Origin of the sequence: Streptomyces sp. NPDC057486 (genome assembly GCF_042802415.1) — a bacterium.
Classification (GTDB): Bacteria; Actinomycetota; Actinomycetes; order Streptomycetales; family Streptomycetaceae; genus Streptomyces; species Streptomyces yanii.
The window spans coordinates 1-21,842 of the sequence record NZ_JBHVEE010000162.1; the positions used below are offsets into that span (position 1 = coordinate 1).

At 71.8% G+C, this 21,842-nt stretch carries 12 protein-coding genes and 1 pseudogene; 7 read left to right on the forward strand and 6 right to left on the reverse strand.

Annotated elements, in window-relative coordinates; all coding sequences use genetic code 11:
• Positions 1-58: 58 nt before the first annotated feature.
• Both ACFU6I_RS41980 and ACFU6I_RS41985 read right to left on the reverse strand, forming a co-directional pair.
• Positions 59-2,819, reverse strand: a pseudogene (locus ACFU6I_RS41980) (cation-translocating P-type ATPase).
• A gap of 126 nt (positions 2,820-2,945) precedes the next feature.
• A complete protein-coding gene (locus ACFU6I_RS41985; protein WP_384377806.1) occupies positions 2,946-3,905 on the reverse strand; it encodes a polyphosphate kinase 2 family protein in 960 nt (319 codons plus the stop codon).
• Positions 3,906-4,345: 440 nt separating this feature from the next.
• On the opposite strand from ACFU6I_RS41985, the gene ACFU6I_RS41990 reads away from it, so the two are divergent.
• Positions 4,346-5,482 (forward strand): DUF2254 family protein, encoded by a 1,137-nt coding sequence (locus ACFU6I_RS41990; RefSeq protein WP_384377809.1) that lies wholly within the window; start codon positions 4,346-4,348, stop codon positions 5,480-5,482.
• A gap of 302 nt (positions 5,483-5,784) precedes the next feature.
• On the opposite strand, the gene ACFU6I_RS41995 is transcribed toward ACFU6I_RS41990, so the two are convergent.
• Positions 5,785-5,997, reverse strand: a complete 213-nt coding sequence (locus ACFU6I_RS41995; RefSeq protein WP_345511339.1) for a DUF4287 domain-containing protein — start codon at positions 5,995-5,997, stop codon at positions 5,785-5,787.
• Positions 5,998-6,071: 74 nt separating this feature from the next.
• Positions 6,072-7,091, reverse strand: coding sequence for a LacI family DNA-binding transcriptional regulator (locus ACFU6I_RS42000; protein ID WP_384377812.1), 1,020 nt, complete (start codon positions 7,089-7,091; stop codon positions 6,072-6,074).
• A 670-nt stretch (positions 7,092-7,761) separates the two neighbouring features.
• On the opposite strand from ACFU6I_RS42000, the gene ACFU6I_RS42005 reads away from it, so the two are divergent.
• Both ACFU6I_RS42005 and ACFU6I_RS42010 read left to right on the forward strand, forming a co-directional pair.
• Positions 7,762-9,015: a glycosyl hydrolase gene (locus ACFU6I_RS42005; protein WP_384377836.1), complete on the forward strand. Its 1,254-nt coding sequence runs from the start codon at positions 7,762-7,764 to the stop codon at positions 9,013-9,015.
• Positions 9,016-9,501: 486 nt separating this feature from the next.
• Positions 9,502-10,212: a response regulator transcription factor gene (locus ACFU6I_RS42010; RefSeq protein ID WP_384377815.1), complete on the forward strand. Its 711-nt coding sequence runs from the start codon at positions 9,502-9,504 to the stop codon at positions 10,210-10,212.
• 46 nt (positions 10,213-10,258) lie between these two features.
• Here the strand turns inward: ACFU6I_RS42010 and ACFU6I_RS42015 are convergent, their stop codons facing one another.
• Positions 10,259-12,874, reverse strand: a complete 2,616-nt coding sequence (locus tag ACFU6I_RS42015; RefSeq protein ID WP_384377818.1) for a LuxR C-terminal-related transcriptional regulator — start codon at positions 12,872-12,874, stop codon at positions 10,259-10,261.
• Entirely contained in the window at positions 12,871-15,195 is a 2,325-nt protein-coding gene (locus ACFU6I_RS42020) for a LuxR C-terminal-related transcriptional regulator (RefSeq protein WP_384377821.1), read from the reverse strand. Before ACFU6I_RS42020 ends, ACFU6I_RS42015 begins: the two co-directional genes overlap by 4 nt.
• A 348-nt stretch (positions 15,196-15,543) precedes the next feature.
• Here ACFU6I_RS42020 and ACFU6I_RS42025 point away from each other — a divergent pair, with 348 nt between their 5' ends.
• The 4 genes from ACFU6I_RS42025 (at position 15,544) to ACFU6I_RS42040 (ending at position 21,619) form a co-directional block, all read left to right on the forward strand.
• The gene (locus ACFU6I_RS42025) at positions 15,544-18,231 is read left to right on the forward strand and encodes a LuxR C-terminal-related transcriptional regulator (protein ID WP_384377824.1); all 2,688 of its coding nucleotides are present in this window, start codon (positions 15,544-15,546) and stop codon (positions 18,229-18,231) included.
• A gap of 767 nt (positions 18,232-18,998) precedes the next feature.
• Positions 18,999-19,751, forward strand: a complete 753-nt coding sequence (locus ACFU6I_RS42030; RefSeq protein WP_384377827.1) for a PAS domain-containing protein — start codon at positions 18,999-19,001, stop codon at positions 19,749-19,751.
• A 131-nt stretch (positions 19,752-19,882) separates the two neighbouring features.
• Entirely contained in the window at positions 19,883-20,575 is a 693-nt protein-coding gene (locus ACFU6I_RS42035; protein ID WP_384377830.1) for a response regulator transcription factor, read from the forward strand.
• A 3-nt stretch (positions 20,576-20,578) separates the two neighbouring features.
• The gene (locus tag ACFU6I_RS42040) at positions 20,579-21,619 is read left to right on the forward strand and encodes a sensor histidine kinase (RefSeq protein ID WP_384377833.1); all 1,041 of its coding nucleotides are present in this window, start codon (positions 20,579-20,581) and stop codon (positions 21,617-21,619) included.
• Positions 21,620-21,842: the final 223 nt, after the last annotated feature.

Sequence of the window (21,842 nt, forward strand, 5' to 3'; positions counted from 1 at the left end):
GCCGGGATTCCGCCATGTCCGAGCACCAAAATCGCGTCGGTCACTCGGCAGTTGTCCCTCAGCGACGCCTCATCGCCCCAACCGAAACGGCGAGGCTAAGGGCTCTGCGCGCCAGGAGCTTGCCCAGTTCCCACAGGAGCAGGAGCACGAGGGCGGCCAGCAGTGCCCAGCCGAACTGTCGGAGGTCGATCTCGGTGGTGCCGAGGATGCGGCGGAAGCCGTCCATCTGGGTGACCAGCACCGCGAGGACGAACTCGGAGAATGCGGCCCAGTTCATCTGCTTGCTGTCGAAGGTCGCGGTCGTGAACACGGAGCCGGTCTCGCTGCGGCATTCGAACGCGGCGACGATCAGGCAGAGGGCGAAGGCGGTGAACGCCATCGAGTTGCCGATCCGGGCGCTGCCGAAGTGGCTCTCGCCCACTTTGATGAGGGCGAGCAGGAGGACGGTGATGGCCAGCCCGCCGAGGCCGATGGTCACCAGCACGGCCTTGGTCAGCACCGATTCCCCGCGCGGGCGCGGTGTGCGCCGCATGAGCCCGGGGCTCACCTGGTCGAAGCCGAGGGCGAAGCCGAAGGGGGCGTTGACGATGAAGTGGACCCAGAGGACCTGGGGCGGGGTGAACGGTTCACCGGCGGCGATGTTGAAGAGGGTGGCGCCGAGGAAGGTCAGTACGAAGGTGACCAGCAGCAGGAGGACGAAGCGGATGTACTTGGTGAGGTTGTCGTAGAGCTTTCTGCCCTCCTCCACGGCGTAGACGATCGTGGCGAAGTTGTCGTCGGAGAGGATCATCCGGCCGGCGTTCTTGGCCACGTCCGTGCCCGTGCCCATGGCGATGCCGATGTCGGCGGCCCTGATGGCGGGCGCGTCGTTGACACCGTCACCGGTCATCGCCACGACGTCGCCCTTCTTCTTGAGGGTGTCGGCGAGCAGGACCTTGTGCTCCGGCGCGACACGGCCGACGACGCCGATGTCGTCGATGCGGGCGAGTTGCTCGTGTTCCGGCAGGGCGGCGAAGTCCGCGCCCAGGATGGCCTCGCCGGGGATCCCGAGCTGTCGGGCGATGGCGGCGCCGGTGGTGACGTCGTCCCCGGTGACCATGCGGACCCGGATGTGGGCGGCCTGGGCGCTGGCCACGGCGGCGCGGGACTCGTCGCGGGGCGGATCGACCATGCCGACGAGGCTGGTCATCCGGAGATCGGTGACGAGGGCGAGGAGATCGCCGTCCGGATCGAAGTCCGCCGGGTCCAGGTCACGGGTGGCCGCGGCCATGACACGTCGTCCCTCGCTGCCCATCCGCTCGGTCTGCTCGCGGGCGCGCCTGCTCAGCTCCGCGTCCCACGGGACGGCGGCGCCCGCCGCCAGAGCGGTGCCGGCCCGGGACATGACGGCCGGCGCCGCACCTTTGACGAAACACCGCACGACGGGCCGCCCCGAGGCATCGACGGCGCTGTGGAAGGTGGCCATCAGCTTGTAGTCCGGGTCGAACGGGAGAGTGGCGAGCCGGGGCAGCCGTTCCCGGGTCGCGTCGATGTCCAGCCCGGCCTTGTGGCCGAGGACGAGCAGTGCTCCCTCGGTGGGGTCGCCGACGACCGTGCCGTCCACCAGGTTCGCGTCACTGGCGACGACGTACGGGAGAATCGCGTCCTCGATGCCCGCCGAGGAGCCCGCGGCGTGGTGGATCCTCCCCTCGAGCCCGTAGCCGATGCCCGATACGGTGTACCGGTCGGTGGGGCTCACCACCTCGACGGCGGTCATCTGGTTCATCGTCAGAGTGCCGGTCTTGTCGGAGTTGATCGCCGAGGTGAAGCCGAGAGTCTCGACCGAGGGCAGTTCCTTCACGATGGCGTTGCGCTTCGCCAGGTTGAGGCTGCCGACGGAGAGGATCACCTGGGTCACCGTGGGCAGCGCCTCGGGGATGGCCGCGATGGCCAGGGAGACGGCGCTGACGAACAGCGTGTCCCATGCCTGGCCGCGAGCGCGGCCCAGGGCGAACATCACGACCATGGTCAGACCGGCCGCCGTCGCGATCCACAGCGTCAGGGCATTGAGTTCCCTGGTGAGCGGCGACTCCTCCTTGGCGGTGGCCGACAGCATTCCGGAGATCTTGCCGAGCTCGGTGTCCTCGCCCGTTCCGGTGATGACCAGAACACCGCTGCCGTGCGTGACCGGGGTGTTCATGAAGGCCATGTTGGTCTGGTCGCCGGGCCCCGGCCGGCTCTCCCCGTGCGGCAGGGTGCCGGCGTTCTTGGCGGCGGGGATGCTCTCGCCGGTGAGCGCCGACTCGTCGATCTGCAGGGCGTTGGCCTCGATGATGCGTCCGTCGGCGGGCACCTGGTCACCGGCGGCGATGAGCACGATGTCGCCCGCGACGAGCTGTTCGGCCGGGATCTCGGACTCGGTGCCGTCGCGGCGCACTCTGGCCGTCGCCTTCATCATCGACTTCAGCGCGTTCATCGCGCTCTCGGCCTTGCCCTGCTGGCGCAGGCCGACAACCGCGTTCAGCAGCGTGAGGCAGGACGAGCAGGATCGCGGTGCTCCACTGCTTGATCAGGAACGAGACCAGCGCGGCGGCCACGAGGATGATCTGCATGTAGCTGCGGTACTCGTCCAGGAAGCGCCGCCAGGCCGGGCGCGGCTGCTCCTCGGGCAGCGCGTTCGGGCCGTTCGCGGCCAGCAGCTCCGTCACCCGCGCCGCGGAGAGCCCGACGGCAGGGTCCACACCGAGCGCCGATGCGACGTCCTGCGGAGAACGCGCGTACCAGTCTGCCGGGGGCGGCGGACGCTGCCCCGCAGGGTGCTGCTGCACCGTCATCGTCATGCCTCCGATCCTCGACCGGCCCGCTTCCGGCCCGCCGGTCCGTCGCAGGCCCCGTCACGGCGGTCCTCGTGGCCCGGAACGCCTGGCGCCCCGGGCCGATCCACGAAGGCCGACAGGACGGCGCCCTTAGGTACGCTTCGCTTTCTTCGCCCGGCGGCGGGTTGCGTACGGGTCGGCCCGGGCTCCTCGGGGGGCCTCCTTCTCCAACTCCCGCCGGGCCCTGAGCAGGTCATTCCGGGCCTCTTCCCCGACCGTGGGGTACTGGGGGTCGATGTCCATCAGTGTGTGGGCGAGCACCGAGGCCGCGCAGATGCGCGCGAACCACTTCCGGTCCGCCGGTACGACGTACCAGGGCGCCCACTTCGTACTCGTGGCCGACAGCATCTCGGAGAACGCGAGCTGGTAGTCGTCCCACCGGCGGCGCTCGCGGACGTCGGCCGCGGAGAACTTCCAGTTCTTCTCGGGCAGGTCGATCCGCTTGAGGAAGCGGGTGCGCTGCTCCTCCTTGGAAAGGTTCAGGAAGATCTTCACCACCTTGAACCCGTTGTCGGTGAGGTAGCGCTCCCAGTCGTTGATCTCCTGGTAGCGGCGGTCCCAGATCTCCGTCCCCCGGGCAGACTGCGGCAACCTCTGCCGCTCGAGAACCTCGGGGTGCACCCGTACGACGAGGACCTCCTCGTAGTGCGAGCGGTTGAAGATCGCGATGTCTCCGCGGGCGGGCAGCCGGCGGGCATAGCGCCACAGGTAGTCATGGCCGAGTTCCTGGGCCGAGGGAACCTTGAAGCTGCTGACCTTCACGCCCTGCGGGTTCACCCCGCTCATGACGTGGCGGATCGTCCCGTCCTTGCCTCCGGCGTCGAGCGCCTGGAGGCAGAGCAGCACCCCGTACGTGTCCTGGGCGGCCAGCCGCATCTGGTACTCGGCCAGCAGCGACACGCCGGTACGCAGCAGTTCGACGCCCTGCCGCTTCTTCAGGTGCCCCTTGTAGCGGGGATCGAAGTCCTTGGCCAGGTCCACCGTCGAGCCGGGCTTCACGCGCAGCGGCTCGATGAACGTCGCGATGCGCTCGGCCCATGTGTCCGCCATCGCCGGCCAGCTCCTCTCTCCGGTCATGGCCGGCGCTGCCGGCCGCCGCGATCGCGGCCCGCGACCATCGGCTCCTTACCCCCAGCAGCAGCCGAGCCGGCTCTGCGAGGGCGGTACCGACCAGGCTCCGCAGTCCGGGAGGTCGGAGCAACCGCACCGCGGCCGTTCGCCTGAACCGGCGCACGCGCAACCGGAGGAGCGTCCCGGTCCTTGAGCCGACGGCAGTGCCGAAGGCGGGCGTGGCAGGTCCGTTCGGCCGCATGGCGGCATGGCGTCTTGCCGGGCGCCGTCCGTGGTCCGAGCGTGTCATTTCCCTGCGGCCGTGCCCTCGATCGGAGACCACCGTGGACGTCCCTCCGCCGGCATCGTTCGGTTCGGATCAGTCGGCCGAACGTGTCGTACGTCCACGGCGTGCGTTGCGTGCCGGGAGCGCCCAAGCGGTGGCCGCGGCGGCGGGGCTCGTGCTGGGGACGACCCTGCCGAGGATCGACGGCGGCTACCAGGTGGCCTCCGACCGGGCGGTGGACGTGCTGAAGGTGGTCGGTCTGGGGGTGCTGAGCGTCGCCACGCTGATCTTCTCGCTGCTGTTCCTGGTGGTGCAGTGGGCGGCCGGGAACTTCAGTCATCGGCTGGCCCTGTTCCGGTCCGACCCGGCGGTCTGGCGCGTCTTCGCCTTCGTGGTCGGACTGCTGGTCTTCGCGGTCACCGCGATTCTGGCGATCGGTTCCGAGCCGACTGTGTCGGTGACCGTTCCCACCGCGACCCTGGTCCTGTCGGCTGCGGCGCTGGTGCTGGTTCGGCGGCTGCAGCTCGGTGCCCTTCGGTCCATCCAGCTCGCCCACGTCCTCACCGATGTACGCGACCGGGGACGCAAGGTGCTGCGCACCTTCTATCCGCCTGCGGGCACTGCACCCCGGGCGGCAGAGGAGGGGGACGGGCCCCGACGCCTGCCCGAGGTGACGTCGAGTGTCGTGTGGCCGTACGGCGCCGTCGTTGTCGGGCAGGTGGACCTGCTGAGGTTGCTGCGGGTGGCTGAGTCGGCCGATGCCGTCATCGTGCTGAGGGTGCCGGTCGGGGCCACGCTCTACGCAGGCGACGTCGTGGCGGAGGTGCGCGGCGGGCGGGTCCCCGGCGACCAGGTGCTGCGGTCGGTGGTCGCCGGGGTCGAGCGCACGTTCCACCAGGATCCGATGCTTGCCTTCCGGCTGCTGTCCGACATCGGGTTGCGTGCGCTGTCCTCGGCGATCAACGACCCGGCGACCGCTGTGCAGGTTCTCGATGCCACGGAAGACCTGCTGCGCTACCTCACCTCGGCGGACCTCGGCGCCGGGTCGATCGCCGGGGGCGACGGCTCTGTGCGGGTGGTGCTGTGCCTGCCGTCCTGGGACGAGTTCATCCGTGTGGGGATCGACGACATGCTCTGGGCGGCCTCCAACTCGCCGATGGTGCTGTCCCGCGTTCGGGCGCTGCTGAGCAGGCTGCGGAACGCGGCACCGGAGCCGTGCCGACGGTCCATCGAGGAGCGGCTGGCGTGGATCGAGCGGGAGTTCACCGACAAGCACCCGCTCTTCAGCTGAGGTGCTGCGGGCGCGTCCGCAGCCGACTGGACACGCGAGAACGAGCTCTGGCACCCGTTCTCGCGAACTCGGTCTCGAAACTGCGCAGCCACTCCTCGCGCGCAGTTGCCGTCAGGACTTCGTACGGTAGGCCGGTGAGCGGTAGGGGCGGGACCGCCGACCGCCCTCGGAGCAGGATGTCGCACCGCTCTCGAACCGGTGCGCACCAGTGACAACGCCACCGGAGACCGGGTTCACTCCGTGCAACTCACCCCGGCCGTGCGAGCCGTGATCACCGAGGCGATCCGTCGATCACGGCGCCGCTACTTGCCCTTGTCCTCCGCGAGGGTGTGCGCGACGAGGGCGTTGGCGTGGCCGTGGCCGAGGCCGTGCTCGGCCTTGAGCCAGGAGACCAGCTCCATGTGCTTGGTCAGGGGCGAGGACCGAATGAGGTCCTTCCACTCCGGGATCGGCCGGCCGTACGCCTTCTCGATCGACGGAAAGTAGCTGGCGGGGCCCTTCACGGCTTCAGTCATGATCGCAGTCTGCCACGGCGCGCCGACCGTTGCCGAATGCCGGAAAGAGCGCTGCCGGACGGGGGGTGGTTCCGTCAACTGCCGTGCGCCGGGGCCGTACTTCCGCGTTCGATCAGCCCGGGCAGCGGAACCTGTACGGTGCGGGCCGCGCCGCCGTCCAGCAGCGCGGTCAGCTCCTGTGCGGCGATGCGCCCGAACGCGACCGTGTCCCGGGACAGCGCGGTCAGCCACGGGGCCGTCAGCCTGCACAGCGCGGAGTCCTCCCACGACACGACCGACACGTCGCGGGGGACCGAGATGCCGAGCCCCGCGATGACGGCGGTCCCTGCCGCGGCCATCACGTCGTTGTCGTAGATGATCGCGGTCGGCGGGACGGATCGTTCCAGCACCCGGCGGGTGGCAGCCGCCCCCTCCGTGTCGGAGTAGTCCGTGGTCACCGAGTGGGCCTCGGCCAGCCCGCGCCGGTCCGCCTCGATGCGCAGGGAGCGGATGCGCCGGTCGGTGTGGGCGAGCGTGGGCAGGCCCGCGATGTGCACGATGCGCCGGTGCCCCAGCTCGTGCAGCCGGCCCACGATCGCCGCCATGGCACCCGCATCGTCCGCGCGCACCTGGGAGAGGCCCGGGTGCGGACCGGTGTCGCTGCCGGGGAGCGCCCCGATGACGACTCCGGGCAGCCCGAGCTCGTCCAGCAGTTCGGCACGCGGGTCGTCCGTCCGTGGATCGACGACCAGCACCCCGTCGACCCGGTGCTCCGCCCACCACCTCCGGTAGACGGCGCACTCGGCGGTCACGTCCTCCACCACCTGGAAGAGCAGGCCGAGTTGGCGCTCGGCCAGCACCTCCTGAACGCCCGAGATCAGCTGCAGGAAGAACGAGTCCACGCCCAGACTCGCCGCGGGGCGGGCCACGACGAGGCCCACGGTGGCCGATCCCTCGCCCGACAGTGCGCGGGCGGCCGTGCTCGGCCGCCAACCCAGCTGTTCGGCGACGCGCCGGATGCGGTCCCGGGTGATTTCCGAGACGCCGGGGCGGTCGTTGAGCGCGAAGGACACGGCGCTCTCCGACACTCCGGCGCGCTGGGCGATGTCCTTCATGGTCGGCCGTCGCGCAGGTGTGCGCCGGGTCGGCGGTGTCGCCCCGCCCGGCGGCCCCTTCGGTGTCACCTGGTCTGCCCTCTCCCTGCGTTCCGCATGGTCCTCGAGGGGCGCGGCGCTCGCTCCTCCCCGGGGCATCCTAAGCCTTTCGACGGCACCGGTCGAACGAAGTTCGCCAGTGACTAAAGCGCTTGAGTTCAACGGCCCTAAAGCGCATTAGTGAAACATCTTCAATGCCTGTAAACACTGCTCTGACCTGCATGTATGGCGAAAGTTTGGGCAACTTCAAGCGAATGTATTGACTTTGCGTCGCGTGCATTGGAGGGTCTGCTGGGCGTACGCGGCCGGTGAGTCCACCACGGCCCCGGCACGTCCCGTCCGCACGCCTGGTCCGAGCAAAGGAGCCGTTCACCGTGCGCATTTCCCGCAGAGCAGTCACCGCTGCCGCCGTTGTCGCCGCCGTCCTTCCGCTGAGCGCCTGTGGAGGCCCGGCGCACACGCCCTGATCGGTGTGCTGCTGCCGGGCTCCGTCGCCGCGATGAACGTCCTGCTGATGCGCAACGCCTTCCTCAACCTCCCGCACGAAGTGGAGGAGGCGTCGGCGAAGGCGCTGTCAAGGGCCGACCCCGAGCCGCCACCCCGCACCAAAGAACCAGGAAACCCATACCGTATGCCTCACTCCCCGCTTCGCTTCGGCGTCAACTACACGCCCAGCCAGGGCTGGTTCCACCACTGGCTGGACTTCGACCTCGACGCGGTCCGCGCCGACCTGGACTCGATCGCCGCACTCGGCCTCGATCACGTCCGGGTCTTCCCGCTCTGGCCGCTCTTCCAGCCCAACCGCACCCTGATCCGGCCGCGCGCCGTCGAACAGCTCGTCCAACTCGTCGACGCCGCAGCCGAGCGCGGCCTCGACGTCAACGTGGACGGACTGCAGGGCCACCTGTCGAGCTTCGACTTCCTGCCCGCGTGGACGCAGACCTGGCACCGGCGGAACATCTTCACCGATCCGGACGTGGTGGCGGGCCAGGCCGCTTACCTGCGCACGCTCGCCGCCGCCCTCGCCGACCGCCCCAATTTCATCGGGATGACGCTGGGCAACGAGATCAACCAGTTCTCGGGCCCTCCGCACCCCGACCCCGACCTCATCACCCCGGCGCAGGCGAGAAGTTGGCTGCGCACCCTGCTCGACGCCTGCGAGGAGGGGGCGCCCGGCAAGCTGCACCTTCATGCCGAGTACGACGCCGCCTGGTACCAGGACGACCACGCGTTCACCCCCGCCCACGCCGCCCGGATCGGCGCCGTCACCGCCGTGCACTCCTGGGTCTTCAACGGCACCGCCCAACGGCACGGCCGCACCGGTACCGCCACCGAGCATCACGCCGCCTACCTGATCGAACTGTCCAAGGCGTGGGCCGTCGACCCGCACCGGCCGGTCTGGCTGCAGGAGGTCGGCGCCCCCTCCCCGCTCATCCCCGCGGAGCACGCGGCCGCGTTCACCGAGGCGACCGTTGCGAACGCGCTGGACTGCGAGGACGTGTGGGGGGTCACCTGGTGGTGCTCCCATGACGTGTCCCGCTCCCTGGCCGACTTCCCCGAACTCGAATACGGGCTCGGTCTGTTGACCAACGACCGGCAGGTGAAACCGGCCGGGGAAGCCATCGCCCGGATGGTCGAGGCGCGGCGGGGGGCAGTCGCCCGGCCGACTCCCCGCACCACGGCCCTGGTGGTCGACACCGGCGACGACGAGACCGCACCCCGTCGTTCGACGTGCGCCCCCGGTGGCGCGTTCTTCGAGGCGTTCGCCCGGCTGACCGCGGACGGGGTCCGGCCCACGGCCGTCCTCGCCGGCCAGGCCGGGAACACGGAGCACCTGGCCGCGCGCGGCATCACCGAGGTCCTCACCCCGGACCAGGTCCGCTGACCCCGCCGGGTGCACCCCGCGCACCCGGCATCCGCCCCACCCGCCCGCACCCATGCTGACGCACGTGAGCACAGCAACACTCCATGGACCCTGTGGACGGTCGCCGGCACCGCGTCGGACTGCGAGTTCACCGGCATCACGGAGGTACCGGTTTCGGCCGGAACGAACCCCCATCGGCATGCGGGGCCTGCATCGGCCCACGGCAGGGCGGGCGGAGGCGACTCCGTTGCGTGCCACGGCATTCAACGCGCCCCAGGTGTACACCGGGGGTGTGTCCGGACGCTGACGTCTCGTCACGTGCTCGTGACCGTATTGATCAGGAAGCTCTACGCGCATTGCGAAGGTGATGCGACTGTCGGACTATTGCAACAGAACAGCCTGATGGACAGCGTGCTCCGCCGAGCAATAATCGCCACTGCGTGCGAAGAACGGATTCCGGTTGGCCGAAAGACACCGGGCAGTCGGTTGGGTGGACGGGAGCGGCACATGAACACGTCGGGGTCGGTCAAGGTCGCGGTCGTGGCACGGGGGGAGGTGGCTCGTGGAGGGCTCGCGGCCATGCTGGCGGAGGCCGCCCACGTGGACCAGTACTCCGTCTACGAACCCGAGGAGTTCACGGCGGCGGCCCCGGTGGACGCCATCCAGACGCTGGTCCTCTCCTGCGACGTGCTCGTGGTGTGGTGCGTGAGCGCCTTCGGGACCGGTGAGGACGCCTGGGCGGCCGAACTGGCCGCGGTGGTCCGCAGGAACGGGATCCGTGTGGTGCTGATCCTGCCCGGCGCCGAAGTGCAGCGGGTCGCGTCCGGCCAGGCCCTGCCCTGCGACGGCGTGCTGGACCAGGACGCCCTCACCACCGAGGGGCTGGACGACGCCCTGCGCAGGCTCGCCGACGGCGAGCGGCTGCTGCTCGAGCCGGCCACGGGGGCGCCGTCGTCGCGGTTCAGCGGCCAAGAGGCGCGGCCGCGCACGGAGCCGTCGATCGGGCTGCTCACCGAACGCGAGAGACAGGTGCTGGAACTGCTCGTCGACGGGTTGAGCAACAAGCAGATCGGACAGGCGCTGGGGGTGTCCGAGCACGTCGCCAAGCGCAGCGTGGCGGTCGTGCTGTCCAAGCTGAACTGTCCCAACCGCACCCAGGCCGTCGCGGTCGCCCTGCGCGAGGGGCTGGTGGGGACGGGCGAGTCGCTGCGCACGTGATGGGCACGGCGCCACCCATGCGGGGCCCCGCCGCACGGGTTGAAGGTCAGCGCCGTCCGTACCCCGCGTGCCCCAGCATCTCGGTCAGATCGGCCCGGCCGGCGATGCCCAGCGCCCGGTAGCTGCTCGTCAGATGGAGCTCGACCGCGCGCAGGCTGACCGACAGCTTCTCGGCGATCGCCTTGTTCGACCGCCCTTCGGCGGCGAGCAGCGCGACCCGCAGCTGAGCCGGACTCAGCTGAGCCCGGCTCAGCTTGGGCAGCGAGGCGAACATGGCGACGACCTCCTGGACTCGGGGGACCGGCCGCTCCCCGTCGGCACGCCCCGCCGCGACGGCCTCGTCCAGCAGACGCCGTCCCTCCGCAGGCCGACCGTCGTCGAGCAGGGCGGCGGACGTCTCCGCCGTCGCGCGCACATACCGTCTCCGGGCCGTCGAACCGGCGAGCACCCGCACCGCGGACTGCAGATGGGCGAGTGCCGGCAGGCCGGTGAGGGTGAGACCGGTCCAGAGGTGGACCGAACCGACCGTGCCCGGCGCGCTCCAGGCCCGGGCCTCCGCCAGGCTCTCGGCCGCCAGGCGCGCCGCGGCCGACGGGTCCACGGGCGCCAGCGCCATGGCGAGATGTGAACGCCACGGCACGACGGCGGGGTTGGGGCAGCCGAGGGCCAGCAGGATGCGGCCGCACTCGCGCAGGTGTGACGCCGCCTCGGCGGCGCGGCCGGTGTGCAGAGCGAGGAGGCCCCCCGCGAACAGCAACCGGCTCCCACCGACGCCGTGTTCGTGCCGGTCCGGCAGGGCTCCCACCAGCGCTGACTCGGCGAGGTCCGGGCGCCCGTCGCCCAGGGCCACGAGTGCCTCCGTCGCTGCCAGCCGCGGCAGACTCCGGGGATGCCAGTGTGTGCGGGGCACCTCTGCCAGCGCCTCGGCCAGCCGGGCCCCGGCCTCGTCCGGATCGTCGGTCCGCAGGGCGAGTTCGGCCAGGCCCAGCAGAGCCTGCCCGATCGCGGGGCCCACCGCGCGCCGCCGGGCCTCGGCCTCGATCCGCCGCAGCCCGACCCGCGCGAGGGCCACGTCCTCGGTGACGGTGAGCACTCTCGCCGCGACCAGCCCGGGAGCGAACAGCCCGGCCTCTGCCGGCTCCAGCGCGGCGACGGCGAGCCGCCGGGCCCTGCCGATCTCCCGTCCCGCGAGACAGTGCCGCCAGGCGGCGGCCGCGGCCTCGACCGCGTCGAGCGCGGGCCGCGATGCCCCGTCCGCGTGGTCAGGGGCAGCCGACGCTTCGGCCGGGCCCCTCTCCAGAGCAAGTTCCCGCAGACCGAGCAGGGTTCGTCGCTCCGCCGCGGGTGTCGTTCTCCGTGCCGCGGCCGAGTCGAGGGCCGCCGCCACGCCGCTTCCGCCGCCGCGCAGGAGCAGCCGGTCGGCGGCGAGCAGCCGTTCTGCGGACCCGTCGGGGCCGGATGTCTCCGTGAGCACGCGCCGGAAGCCGCGGTCGGCCGCCTCGGGCCGCAGGGACAGTCGCGCCGTCGACAGTGCCAGCAGCACCTTCGCGCGCAGCTCACCCGACGCCCCGCGGTCCAGCGCTTGTTCGAGGAAGGCGACCGCGTCGGCTTCGTCCCCGGGCCGCCGGGCGTGCACGCCCGCCGCGTACAGGGCAGCCGGTGCCCATGGCTCGGCCGTCCGGGAATGCGCCACGAGCCGGCCGAGAACCGGCTCGGGGACTCCGTCCCCGCGCCCGATCCGCACGGCGCGCTCATACAGATCGCGGCGCCGGCCGTCGTCCATGAGGCCCAGCACCCGGTCGGCCACCAGGGGGTCGTACAGCTGCGGGTGACCGACCTGGTCGAGCAGCCCGGTGCCGGCCAGCTCCGCACGGGCCCGCTCGCGCCACGGAGGAAGGATCCCTGCCAGTTCGCAGACCCGGTCGAAGGGGAGGTCGCCGTCCGCCACCGCGCTCGCCTCGACCAGTGCGACCGTCCGCCCGGACACGCGGGCCAGAGTGCGACGCACGTGACGCCTGCCCACCTGGTCGGCGAGCGCGGCGAATTCGTCCGGACCGGGCGCAGGCGCCGGCCACCACCGGAGAGCGGCGCACAGGACCGCCGGACTGCCGCCCGTCGCGGCCGTCGCCGCCGGCACGAGCGGACCGCCGGCCTCCTCGCCGTACGCTTCGACGAGCAGCACCCGCACGGCGTCGGCGCTCAGCGGGCGCAGGGCCAACTCGTATCCCGGCGGGCCGTCCGCGCCGAGGACCGCCGGGTCCGTGCCGGCCGTCACCCGCAGCAGGGGCCGTCGTCCCGCGCAGCCGGCGTCGTGCTCCTGACGGATCACGTCCTCGGCGTCGTCGACGAGGACCGCCAGCGGTGTGCCGGCCGGGCCGTACGCCGTCTGCGCCGACAGGTGCGACGCGAGGTCGCGGAGCCGTCGCGGGCCGGCACGCCGGGCGGGTGGGGTGACGATGTGCAGTCCGGCTCGCCGGGCGAGCGATGCCGCCTCGGCGAGCACGGCGGTGCGCCCGGTGCCCGGCCGTCCGTGCACGACGACGGTCGCCGCGCCGCCCTCCGCGACCTGGCGCACGGCCTGCTCGAGCAGCGCCAGGTGGGTCGACCGCTCGAGGAGCCTCCCGGACGCGTCGGCCGGGCAGGGAAGGGGCGGCGGGCTCAATGTTCTTCGCCCGGCAGACGTGCTGATCCGTGCGCACCCGGCGACGCGAGCCCGTGCGCGAGGCCGGCGCGACCGGTGACGCCGAGTTTTCGGTACACGCTGGTCAGGTGGTACTCGATGGTGCGCACGGTCAGGCAGAGGGTGTCGGCGATGGTCCGGTTGGTCGCACCGGCCGCGGCCATCTCCGCGACGGGCCGCTCGGCCTTGCTGAGTGCCACCGACGCGGGCCGGCCCCCCGCCGCCGCGAGCGCGACCCGTGCCTGACCGGCCACGGTGGTCAGGCCGCACCGCACGGCCGTCGCCCTGGCCGCGTGCAGCCGCCCGCGCGCGGCCTTCTCGTCGCCGAGCCGCAACAGCGTCGTGCCGAGACGCATCTCCGCGAGCGCGCGGGCATGGTGGTCGGAGCTGTCCTGCAGCACCCGTACGCTCTCGGCGAGCAGTTCCACCCGGTCGGCGCCCGTGGCCACCATGCCCCGGGCCAGCAGACTCAGCCCGGTGCTGCGGGGCGTCGGCCACCGTTCGGCGAGGTGCCGGCCGAGTTCGGCCCGTTCCGCCGCGTCGCCCGTCCGTCCCAGGGTCATGAGCAGTTCCGTGCTGTGCAGCCACCAGGTCGTGAACAGGGGGTTCTTGATGCCGGCGGCGGTGAGACCCGCCCCGCACCGCTCCATCAGCCGCAGGGCCTGCTCGGTCCGGCCGCGGCCGCGCTCGACCAGGCCCCTGGCCGTCAGGTGGAGGTGGTGTTCCCGGACGGAGCCGTCGAATGCGTGGCCGTCGAGCCGACGCAGGACCGACTCGGACCGGTCGAGATCGCCGCGGGCCACCAGCGTCAGGGCGAGGCTGATCGACGCCAGGCCGGTGCGCCCTGTCCGCTCCTGTTCCTCGGCGAGGCTGCTGGCGGCCAGCGCGGCTTCGACCGCGTCGTCCGCCCGGCCCGACTCCAGCAGCAGCAGCGCCCGGACCGACCCGGCGTGGCACTGGGCCCATGTCTCCTCGCGGCGCCGGCTGTCCGTGACGGTCCGGTCCAGGTGGCCGAGGGCGGTCGTGGTGTCGCCGGCCAGCGCGAGGACCTGGGCGGCGGCGACCCTCGCCCACGCGGCGCGCGGCCGGTCGGTTCGCAGGACCTGATGGGCGTCGGCGACCGCGGCGGCCGGGTCAGCGCCGGTCAGCGCGGTGCGCAGAGCGCGGGTGGCGAGCGCCAGGTCGTCCGTCGGGCCGCCGCAGGAGAGGGGCGACGCGCACTCCCGCAGCTCGCGCAGCAGCTCGCCGAGCCCTTCGGGCGTGTCGGGAGTGCGATGCGTCATGAGTGCGGTGAGCCGGTGCTGCCCGGCGGCGAGCGCCCGGGTCGGCGGGTCGTCGGTGCGGGACAGCACGCCGTCGAGATGCTCCAGGGCGGCCGCAGGGTCGATGTCGGTCAGCACTGCGGCCAGCTCTGTGCGGACGGCGAGGTCGTCGGGGGCGGACTCGTGGAGTTTGTGCAGATAGGTCGCGGCGGTCGCCGGGCGGTCGCGGCGCGCAGTGGCGGCCGCCTCCTTGAGCAGTGCTCTCATCCAGGGGCGGTCCAGCGCGCGGAGCCCCAGCAGCAGCTCGGCCACCTGTCCGGCCGGCCGCGCGGCGTCGTTGAGGATCTCGGCGGCCTGAGCGCGCAGTTGCTCGCCCTCGGTGTCGGGCAGTGCGGCCATCAGTGCGTCGAACTGTGGTGGCACGCACCGCGCGGGCATCCGCTTCGGGAGCAGCCCGAGATCCCGGGCCGCTTCCAGGAGCCGCCCGGTCACCTGGAGGGGAAGTCCGGCGAGGGGGCCGACGAGATGGGGGTCGGTGCTGCGCAGCAGCACAGCCGCCCGGGCCACCCGGAGCAGCCGGGATTCGCGCCGATCGAGGCCCTCGGCGTCCCCGGACGGCGGGGCGGCACCGGCCGGCCAGAGGTCCGATGCGTCGGTGACGGAGCAGCCGTCGCGCGTGATCAGTTCGTGGAACGCCGACGCTGCGGGCGCCGGGATGTCGGGTGCCAGGCTCAGCAGAACGGTCAGCGGCTCCTGGGCCGGGCCGCGCATCAGCCCGTCGATCCAACGGATCGTGCCCTCGTCGCACCACTGGGCGTCGCCGACGGCGAGCACCAGCGGAGCCTGGGCCGGTGACTTCGCGACCAGCTTCAGGGCCGCGTGCCGTGTCCTGTGCGGGGGTAATGGCTCACCGCCGCGCAGGCCGAGCAGCCGCCGCAGCACGGCGTGCTCGGCGCCGGCCTCGTCGAGGCGGCAGTCGACGCGTCGCACGCTCGGCTCCCGCCCGCACACGTCGCCGATGTGACGCACGATCGCGTCCACGGGCCGGCTGTCGACGGACCCGAACATCACCACGCAGCGGGTGCCGGAGCGGCCGACGGGGATCCGGCAGGACGGGCGGTGCGTGGGCGGGGAGCGGTCGAAGGCGGCGCCGGCAGGTAAGGACGTGGGTGGAAAAGCCGGAGGTGGGGTGGGGGGACGCGGGTGATCCAATCGGCTCCTCACGTGCTTACCATATGACAATTCTGTGTCGTGTGAAGATGGCCTCGTGTCGAGATCGTGAAGAGCGCGACGAGGGTTGTCCGGGCCCAACCGCCCACTGAGGATGCCGTGGTGAAGGATCTCGGCAATGACGGCGTCGTTCAGTCGCCCCGGTGAACGGAGACACCTGTGCCCCTCGTCGGCATGACGCACGGGTTCGCCTCGATCCGGGCGGCGATGAGCCGAGTGCGGGGCGGGGCCGCCGTGCTCGTGGCGGTCACCGGCCCGCCCGGCACGGGCCGTTCGGCCTTCCTGGACGCCGTCGCCGACCTCGCGGTGGAGGAGGGATTCACCGTCCGACGGGCATGCGGCGGCCGTCCGGGACAGGATCCCCCTTGCGTCCCGGTAGGTCCTCTCCCTCAGGCCGGACCCGCATCCGGCGCCGGCTTCCCGGCGTATCTCGTCGACGATCTGCAGTGGGCCGACAACACATCGCTGGCCCGGCTCACACGATGGTCCGCCGACCCGAGTCCCGTTCCGCTACTCACGGTGGTGACGGTGCGCGAGGGCGAGCCGTGCGCCGAACTGCCGCGCGTGCAGGGCTTGCTGGCGGCCGCGGATCCAGTGATCAGGACGGCCCCGCTCGGTCCGGAGGAAGTACACCCCCTGCTCGCGGAACTCGGCGTGCTCACCGGCGCGCAACTCTCGGCCTGGACACGTGCGACGGGTGGGAACCCGGCACTCGTCGTCTCGCTGCTCGACCGTGTGGACGCTGTGCACGAAGTCGCCCCCGAGCAGCTCCTCGACATCGCCCGCACCCGGCCGGCGCCCCGGAACCTGAGACTGCGGGTGGCCGCAGTCCTGAGCAGCCAGCCGGAGCCCGTCCGGCACCTGGCCTGCTGCGCCGCGATCCTGGGCGGCCCTGCCGAGCCGCGTGTCCTCGCCCGGCTCTCGGACCTGGGCCCGGCCGAGGAAGCCGCGGCCGCGCGCGCCCTGCTCCGCCTCGGCTGGAACGTGGAGCGCTGGACGCCACCCGTTCTGTGGGACTGCGTACGAGAGATCGCCGAGGACCGTCTGACCCTCGCCGACCGCGGCGAGATGCACAGCCGCGCTGCCGAGTTGCTCTACGAGGCCGGTTCTCCGCCCGATCGGATCGTCCCCCACCTCCTGGAGGTCGGTCCCGGCGAGTGGACCGGGACCGCCCGGGTGCTGCGCGAGGCCGCCGACGACCTGCTCCGCCGCGGGGACGCGGCCCTCGCGATCCACTGCCTTCGCCGCGCCCTGCGGGAGTTCCCGCCCGACAGCCCGGAGCGCGGCGCGTTCCTGGCGGCCCTGTCCGAGGCGGAGCAGGACACCGGGGCCCCCGCCATGCTCCGCCACGCCGTCCAGGCGAACCAGTTGCTGTCCTCGGACCGGGAGCGCGCCGCGGTCGTGGCGAACGTGCCGCTCACACTGTTCCTCACCGCCCCGCAGACGGCCCAGGTACTGGAATCCGCCGGAGAACCGGCCATGGCGGGCCCGGAAGCGGCGGACCTCGGGCTGCGGCTGGAGGCCCGTACGCGACTGCACCGGCTCGGCGCCCCGGGCGCCCCGGCGGCCGCGGTCGAGCGGCTGCGCGCCCTGACCCCGGGGCCCGGGCCCGGTACCGCCGCGCAGCGCGAACTGGTGTCGGTCCTGGTCTACGCGGGAATCCTCGGCGGACGGCTGCCCGCAGCCGAGGCGGCTGCCCTGGTGCGCTGGATGCTCGACCACGAGCCGGCCTCCGCCGCCTCCGTCCATGCCGCGCCGGCCCTGATGATCGCCTCCGGCACGGCGTCCGGGGTGGACGAACCCGTACGCGGCTGGCTGGACATGGCACTCGAAGCGGCACGAGGGCGCGGTGACGGGCGGCTGCAGACCCGGCTGCTGGGCTGGCGGGCACTGGCCGCCCTGCACGCCGGCCGGCTCGCGGACGCCTGGGCGGACGCGTCGGACGCCTGCGCGGCGGCCCCGGGCCCGCTGGAGGACGACGACTGGTCGGCGGTCGTCGGCCTGACGTCCGTGGCGCTCGAGACGCGCGACCCGCGGCTGGCCGACCGGCTGCGGTCCCTGCTGCGCGAACGCCAGGAGGCCGTCATACCGCTGACCGGCCTGGCCCGTCGGGCGATACGCGCACAGTCGGCCCCGGAACCCGAACTGCCCGCCCTGCTCTCCGACCTGCTTGAGGCGGCGCAGCAGGCAGAGGCGGCGGGTTGGTGCAACCGGACGCTGTTCCCGGTGGACCTGTGGTGCGTGTCCCCGTTGCTCCGCGTCGACCGGCCGCAGGACGCGCTCCGGCTCCTCGCCCGCGCCTGCGAGGCGGCTCGGGTCTCCGGCTCCCCGTACGACCTCGGCCGGATCCTGCGCATGTGGGGCACCGTCGTGGGCGGCCGGTATGCCTTGTCCCTGCTCGCCGAGTCGGTCTCCGTGCTCAGGGAAGGCTCCAACACGCTGGAGTTGGGCAGGGCGTTGACGGCGTACGCGAACCGGTTGCGCGACGCCGGGCGGCCCGGCTCCGCCGAGCTCCTCGCCGAGGCAGACCGGATCGTCGACGCGGCGGGCGAGTCGGCCCTCCGGTGCTGGGCCGGGACCCTCCGGGGTGATCCGAACAGCGCACTGCCGCCCGGTGGCGGCGCACTCAGCGACACCGAGCGCCGGGTCGCTGCCCTCGTAGCTCTCGGACACACCAATCAGGAGGTCGCGGCGGCGCTCGGCGTCACTCGGCGAGCAGTGGAGAAAACCCTGACCAGGCTCTACCAGCGACTGGGCGTGGAGGGGCGGACCGGGCTGCTTCCGGTGGTGCGGCGGATGGCGGGAAGAGCCGCCTTGTCCTCGGGGGTGCTTTCCGAGCGACTCTGACCGCCCGTCGAACCACCGGCGTTCCCCCACGGGCTCGGGCGGGCGGGGGCCCACGCAACCGCGCCGCGGGGCCGGCCGTGCAGGGCAGGACGGGCGGCCCCCGCTCGCCGGTTCCGGTCGCAGCACCAAGGGCTGTCCCGTAATCCCTGGTGGATCAGCGCGCGGCGTCAGATGCGGTGCATCGCAAGGCGGAGGACCGTCCTTATACTGGGCGTATTCGGGCGTTCCGACAACGCGGCGAGGTGCCGTAGCTGTCGTCGTACGCCCGCCAGGGATTACGGGACAGCCCTTAGCCGCATGCGTGCCGCACCGGTTGTCCCGCCCGGCCGCCACGCCGCCGGGCCCGGACCGGACGCCCCCGCTTCGGTGGCCGATCGGTGCACCAAGCGGGCTACCCCCTGGTATCCGGAGCCGCCCGCCGGGGCCCTCAGGTGCGGAGACAGCGCGTTGCGGACTCGTCCCGGCCGTCCCGGTGAACTCCGGTGAACCCGCACTCCGACGCGTGGTGTACGGCTGTCTCGTCCGCACCGGCCGGTGTGAGACGCCGCGGCCGCTCCGAACTGTGCGGCGAGGACCACAGTGTTGGGCGGAGCGCCAGTGTCCCCATTGCACGCCGTGGTTCGGCCTCATTAGTCTGCTCGGCGTCGGCCGGAATACAGGGAATGAGGAATGCGAGGACGGTTTGTCGTACATGGCCGAGGCGGAGAGCGAAACGAAGAGCGAGCTTCGGCAAGGGATCGAGGGGGACGTCTCTCATGCGGAATGACTTGCTGGGCTCCGTCGAAGAATTGCGCGAAATCGATCCTTCCTTGTTGAACTCCGAGATTCCGGGCGAGCAATACCGCGATGTTTTCCTTTCGCTGTTCGAGCGCTCCGGCATCGGCCTCGGGGTCCTGGATTCGACACTCCGGGTGCGGTCGATCAACAGCGCCTTGAGCACCCAGTGCGGAATGCGCCCCGAGGAGATGCGCGGGCGTGATTTCGCGGAATTCCTGAACCCGGGCGTGCGGCAGTACGCGTTGCGCCAGTTCGGCCGACTGGTCCGGGGAAGCAAGGCGTGCCAGGCTGATCTCTCCATCGACACCTGCTTCGACCGCACCGCGGTCTCCGGCGAACTCACCGCCTTCCCGGTGGAGGACGGATCGGGACGGGTGAAGGCGATCATGGTGCAGTTCACGCAGGGGGAGACGGCAGGCGACCACCATGCGCGCCCGGGGCAGCAGGGGAAGCTGACTCCCCTCAGCGCGAAGGTCCTGGAAGGCGTGGCGGCGGGGGATCCGACCGTGCGCCTCGCGGCCAAACTGTTCCTCAGCCGGCAGGGCATCGAATATCACGTCGGCGCCCTTCTGCGACAGTTCGATGTGCCCAACCGCACGGCGCTGGCGGCCAAGGCGTACTCGATGGGCATGTTCAGCATGGGCTGCTGGCCGCCCAGGCTTCGCCCCGGCTTCATCCGCTCCGACCCCCAGGGAGTGGACCGGGCGGGTGGCGAGACCCGCACGGAGGCCCGGCGCCCGTAGACGTTGATCCACAACGCTCGTTAGGCTGAAGCCTGATGTGTGGAGAGTCACCACTGTGACGCCGACGGGGTGGATGGTTGTCCGAGCGGACCGCCGCGCCGGCGTAGGGCTCTGAGCGCTACGGGGGCAAAGTGGAACTACTGGTGGTCGAGGACAACGAGCGGGTTTCGGCGGCCCTCCGGGCGGCGTTGGCCCAACAAGGCGTGGGTGCGGTGTGCGCGACCACCGGCAAGGCGGCGATGGAGCTGCTGGAGCGGGCACGTCCCGATGCAGTCCTGCTCGACCTGGGCCTCCCGGACTGTGACGGCTTCACTCTGTGCAGCAGGATGCGGGCGGCGAGCTCCATTCCGATCCTGGTGACGACCGCCCGTGGGGACCACGCCTCGTGCGTGCGCGGACTCGACCTCGGCGCGGACGACTACCTCGTCAAGCCCTACAACCTGGCGGAAGTGCTGGCCCGTTTACGCGCTGTGATGCGCCGTCATCGCCCTTCCGTGGTTTCGGTCGTCGACGATCCGCCCGGGGATCTGCTCCTGGCCGGGCCTGTGCGTATCGATGTGCGGGAGGAGGTCGTGCTGGTCGACGGCGCCCCGACCGATATGCCGGAGGAGGAGTTCGGGATTCTCGTCGCGCTGGCCCGGCGGCCCGGCGAGACGCTGTCCGCCGACCAGCTCGTCGACGAGATCCTGCGGACCCAACGGGCGAGGCTGGAGGCCTCGCTGCAGCACCACATCTCGTCGCTGCGTGAACGGCTCGGCGTGCCGTATCTGCTGGAGGCCGTCGAAGGAGGAGGGCATCGGCTGTCGATTCCCGGAGCCGTGTAAGCGATGGCGATCCGTCAGATAAAGGCGTCCGTCTGCTGTGTCCTGTTGTACTCGGCCCGGTCGTCCGCCGTCGAGCCGTCCCCCGAGGGCGATTGCGGTCCGGGACCGGTCGTCCTGGTCTATCTGGGCTCCCTGGTGGTGGTGGTCCTGGTGGGGCTGCGGTGGACCCGGCAGCGGCGTCAGCTGTGCGAGCTGGTGCGGGCGGCCCGCAGGATCGGCGACGGCGACCTGTCCGGCAGGGTGTCGGTGCACCCCCGGGCCCCGTTGGAAGTGCGGCGGCTGGCCGACGCGTTCAACGACATGGCCGACTCGGTGCGCACCTGTATGGAGAAACAGGCCGCGATCGTGGTGGACGTCTCCCACCAACTACGCAATCCACTGACCGTGTTGAGCCTTCGGATGGAGATGCTCTCCCTGAGCGTGGAGGGAAGGGGGCGTGAGGAGGCGGAGCTGATCCGCGAGGAGATGAACCGGCTGGACGTCATACTGGGCCGGCTCCTGGAGCTGGCCTCCTCCCGGACCACGCTCCCGGTACGGACGGGCCCGATGGCCGCAATGAACCTGGTCACCGACCGGGTCGTGGCATGGCGGCCGCAGGCCGAAACCCGTTCGCTCCGGCTCGTGGTCGCGGACGCGTCGTCGGCCGTCCTCTGCGTCGACGTGACCCTCGCGGGCTCGATCCTGGACACCTTGCTGGACAACGCCATCAAGTTCAGTCCGGAGGGAGGGCGGATCACGGTACGTCTCCGGGACGACGGGCCCATGACGACCCTCGAAGTCGTCGACGAGGGTCCCGGCCTCGACCCGGAAGACTTCGACCGCATCGGCGAACGGTTCTGGCGGAGCGCCACGACTCGGGAAGAGCCGGGCACCGGACTGGGGTTGAGCATCGCACGCGAGATGGCGGCAGTCATCGGAGGCGAGTTGACGTTCGCCGCGGCCGAACCCCACGGGTTGTGCGTGGGGCTCCGTCTGCCGCGGGCCGGCACCGGGTCCACCGTGCGCTCCCCGTCCGGCACGCGCGGTCGGCGCCGACCGGACTGAAACCGCCCGTCCGTTGCTCCACGCACCCGGAGCACCGGTCGGGTGCCGAGGTTTTGCCTGAGTGTGCGGGGCCGACGAGGTGCTTCCCAGGCTATCCGTCGCACGCGCCGCGCGACAACCAGGGATTCACCTAGTGTCTTGTGATTCCGTCAGCATTACTTGATCTTGTGTGGCAGGGTCTCTTGGTATGGAGCTGTCCGTGGAACAGGCCGCCGAGTTGCGG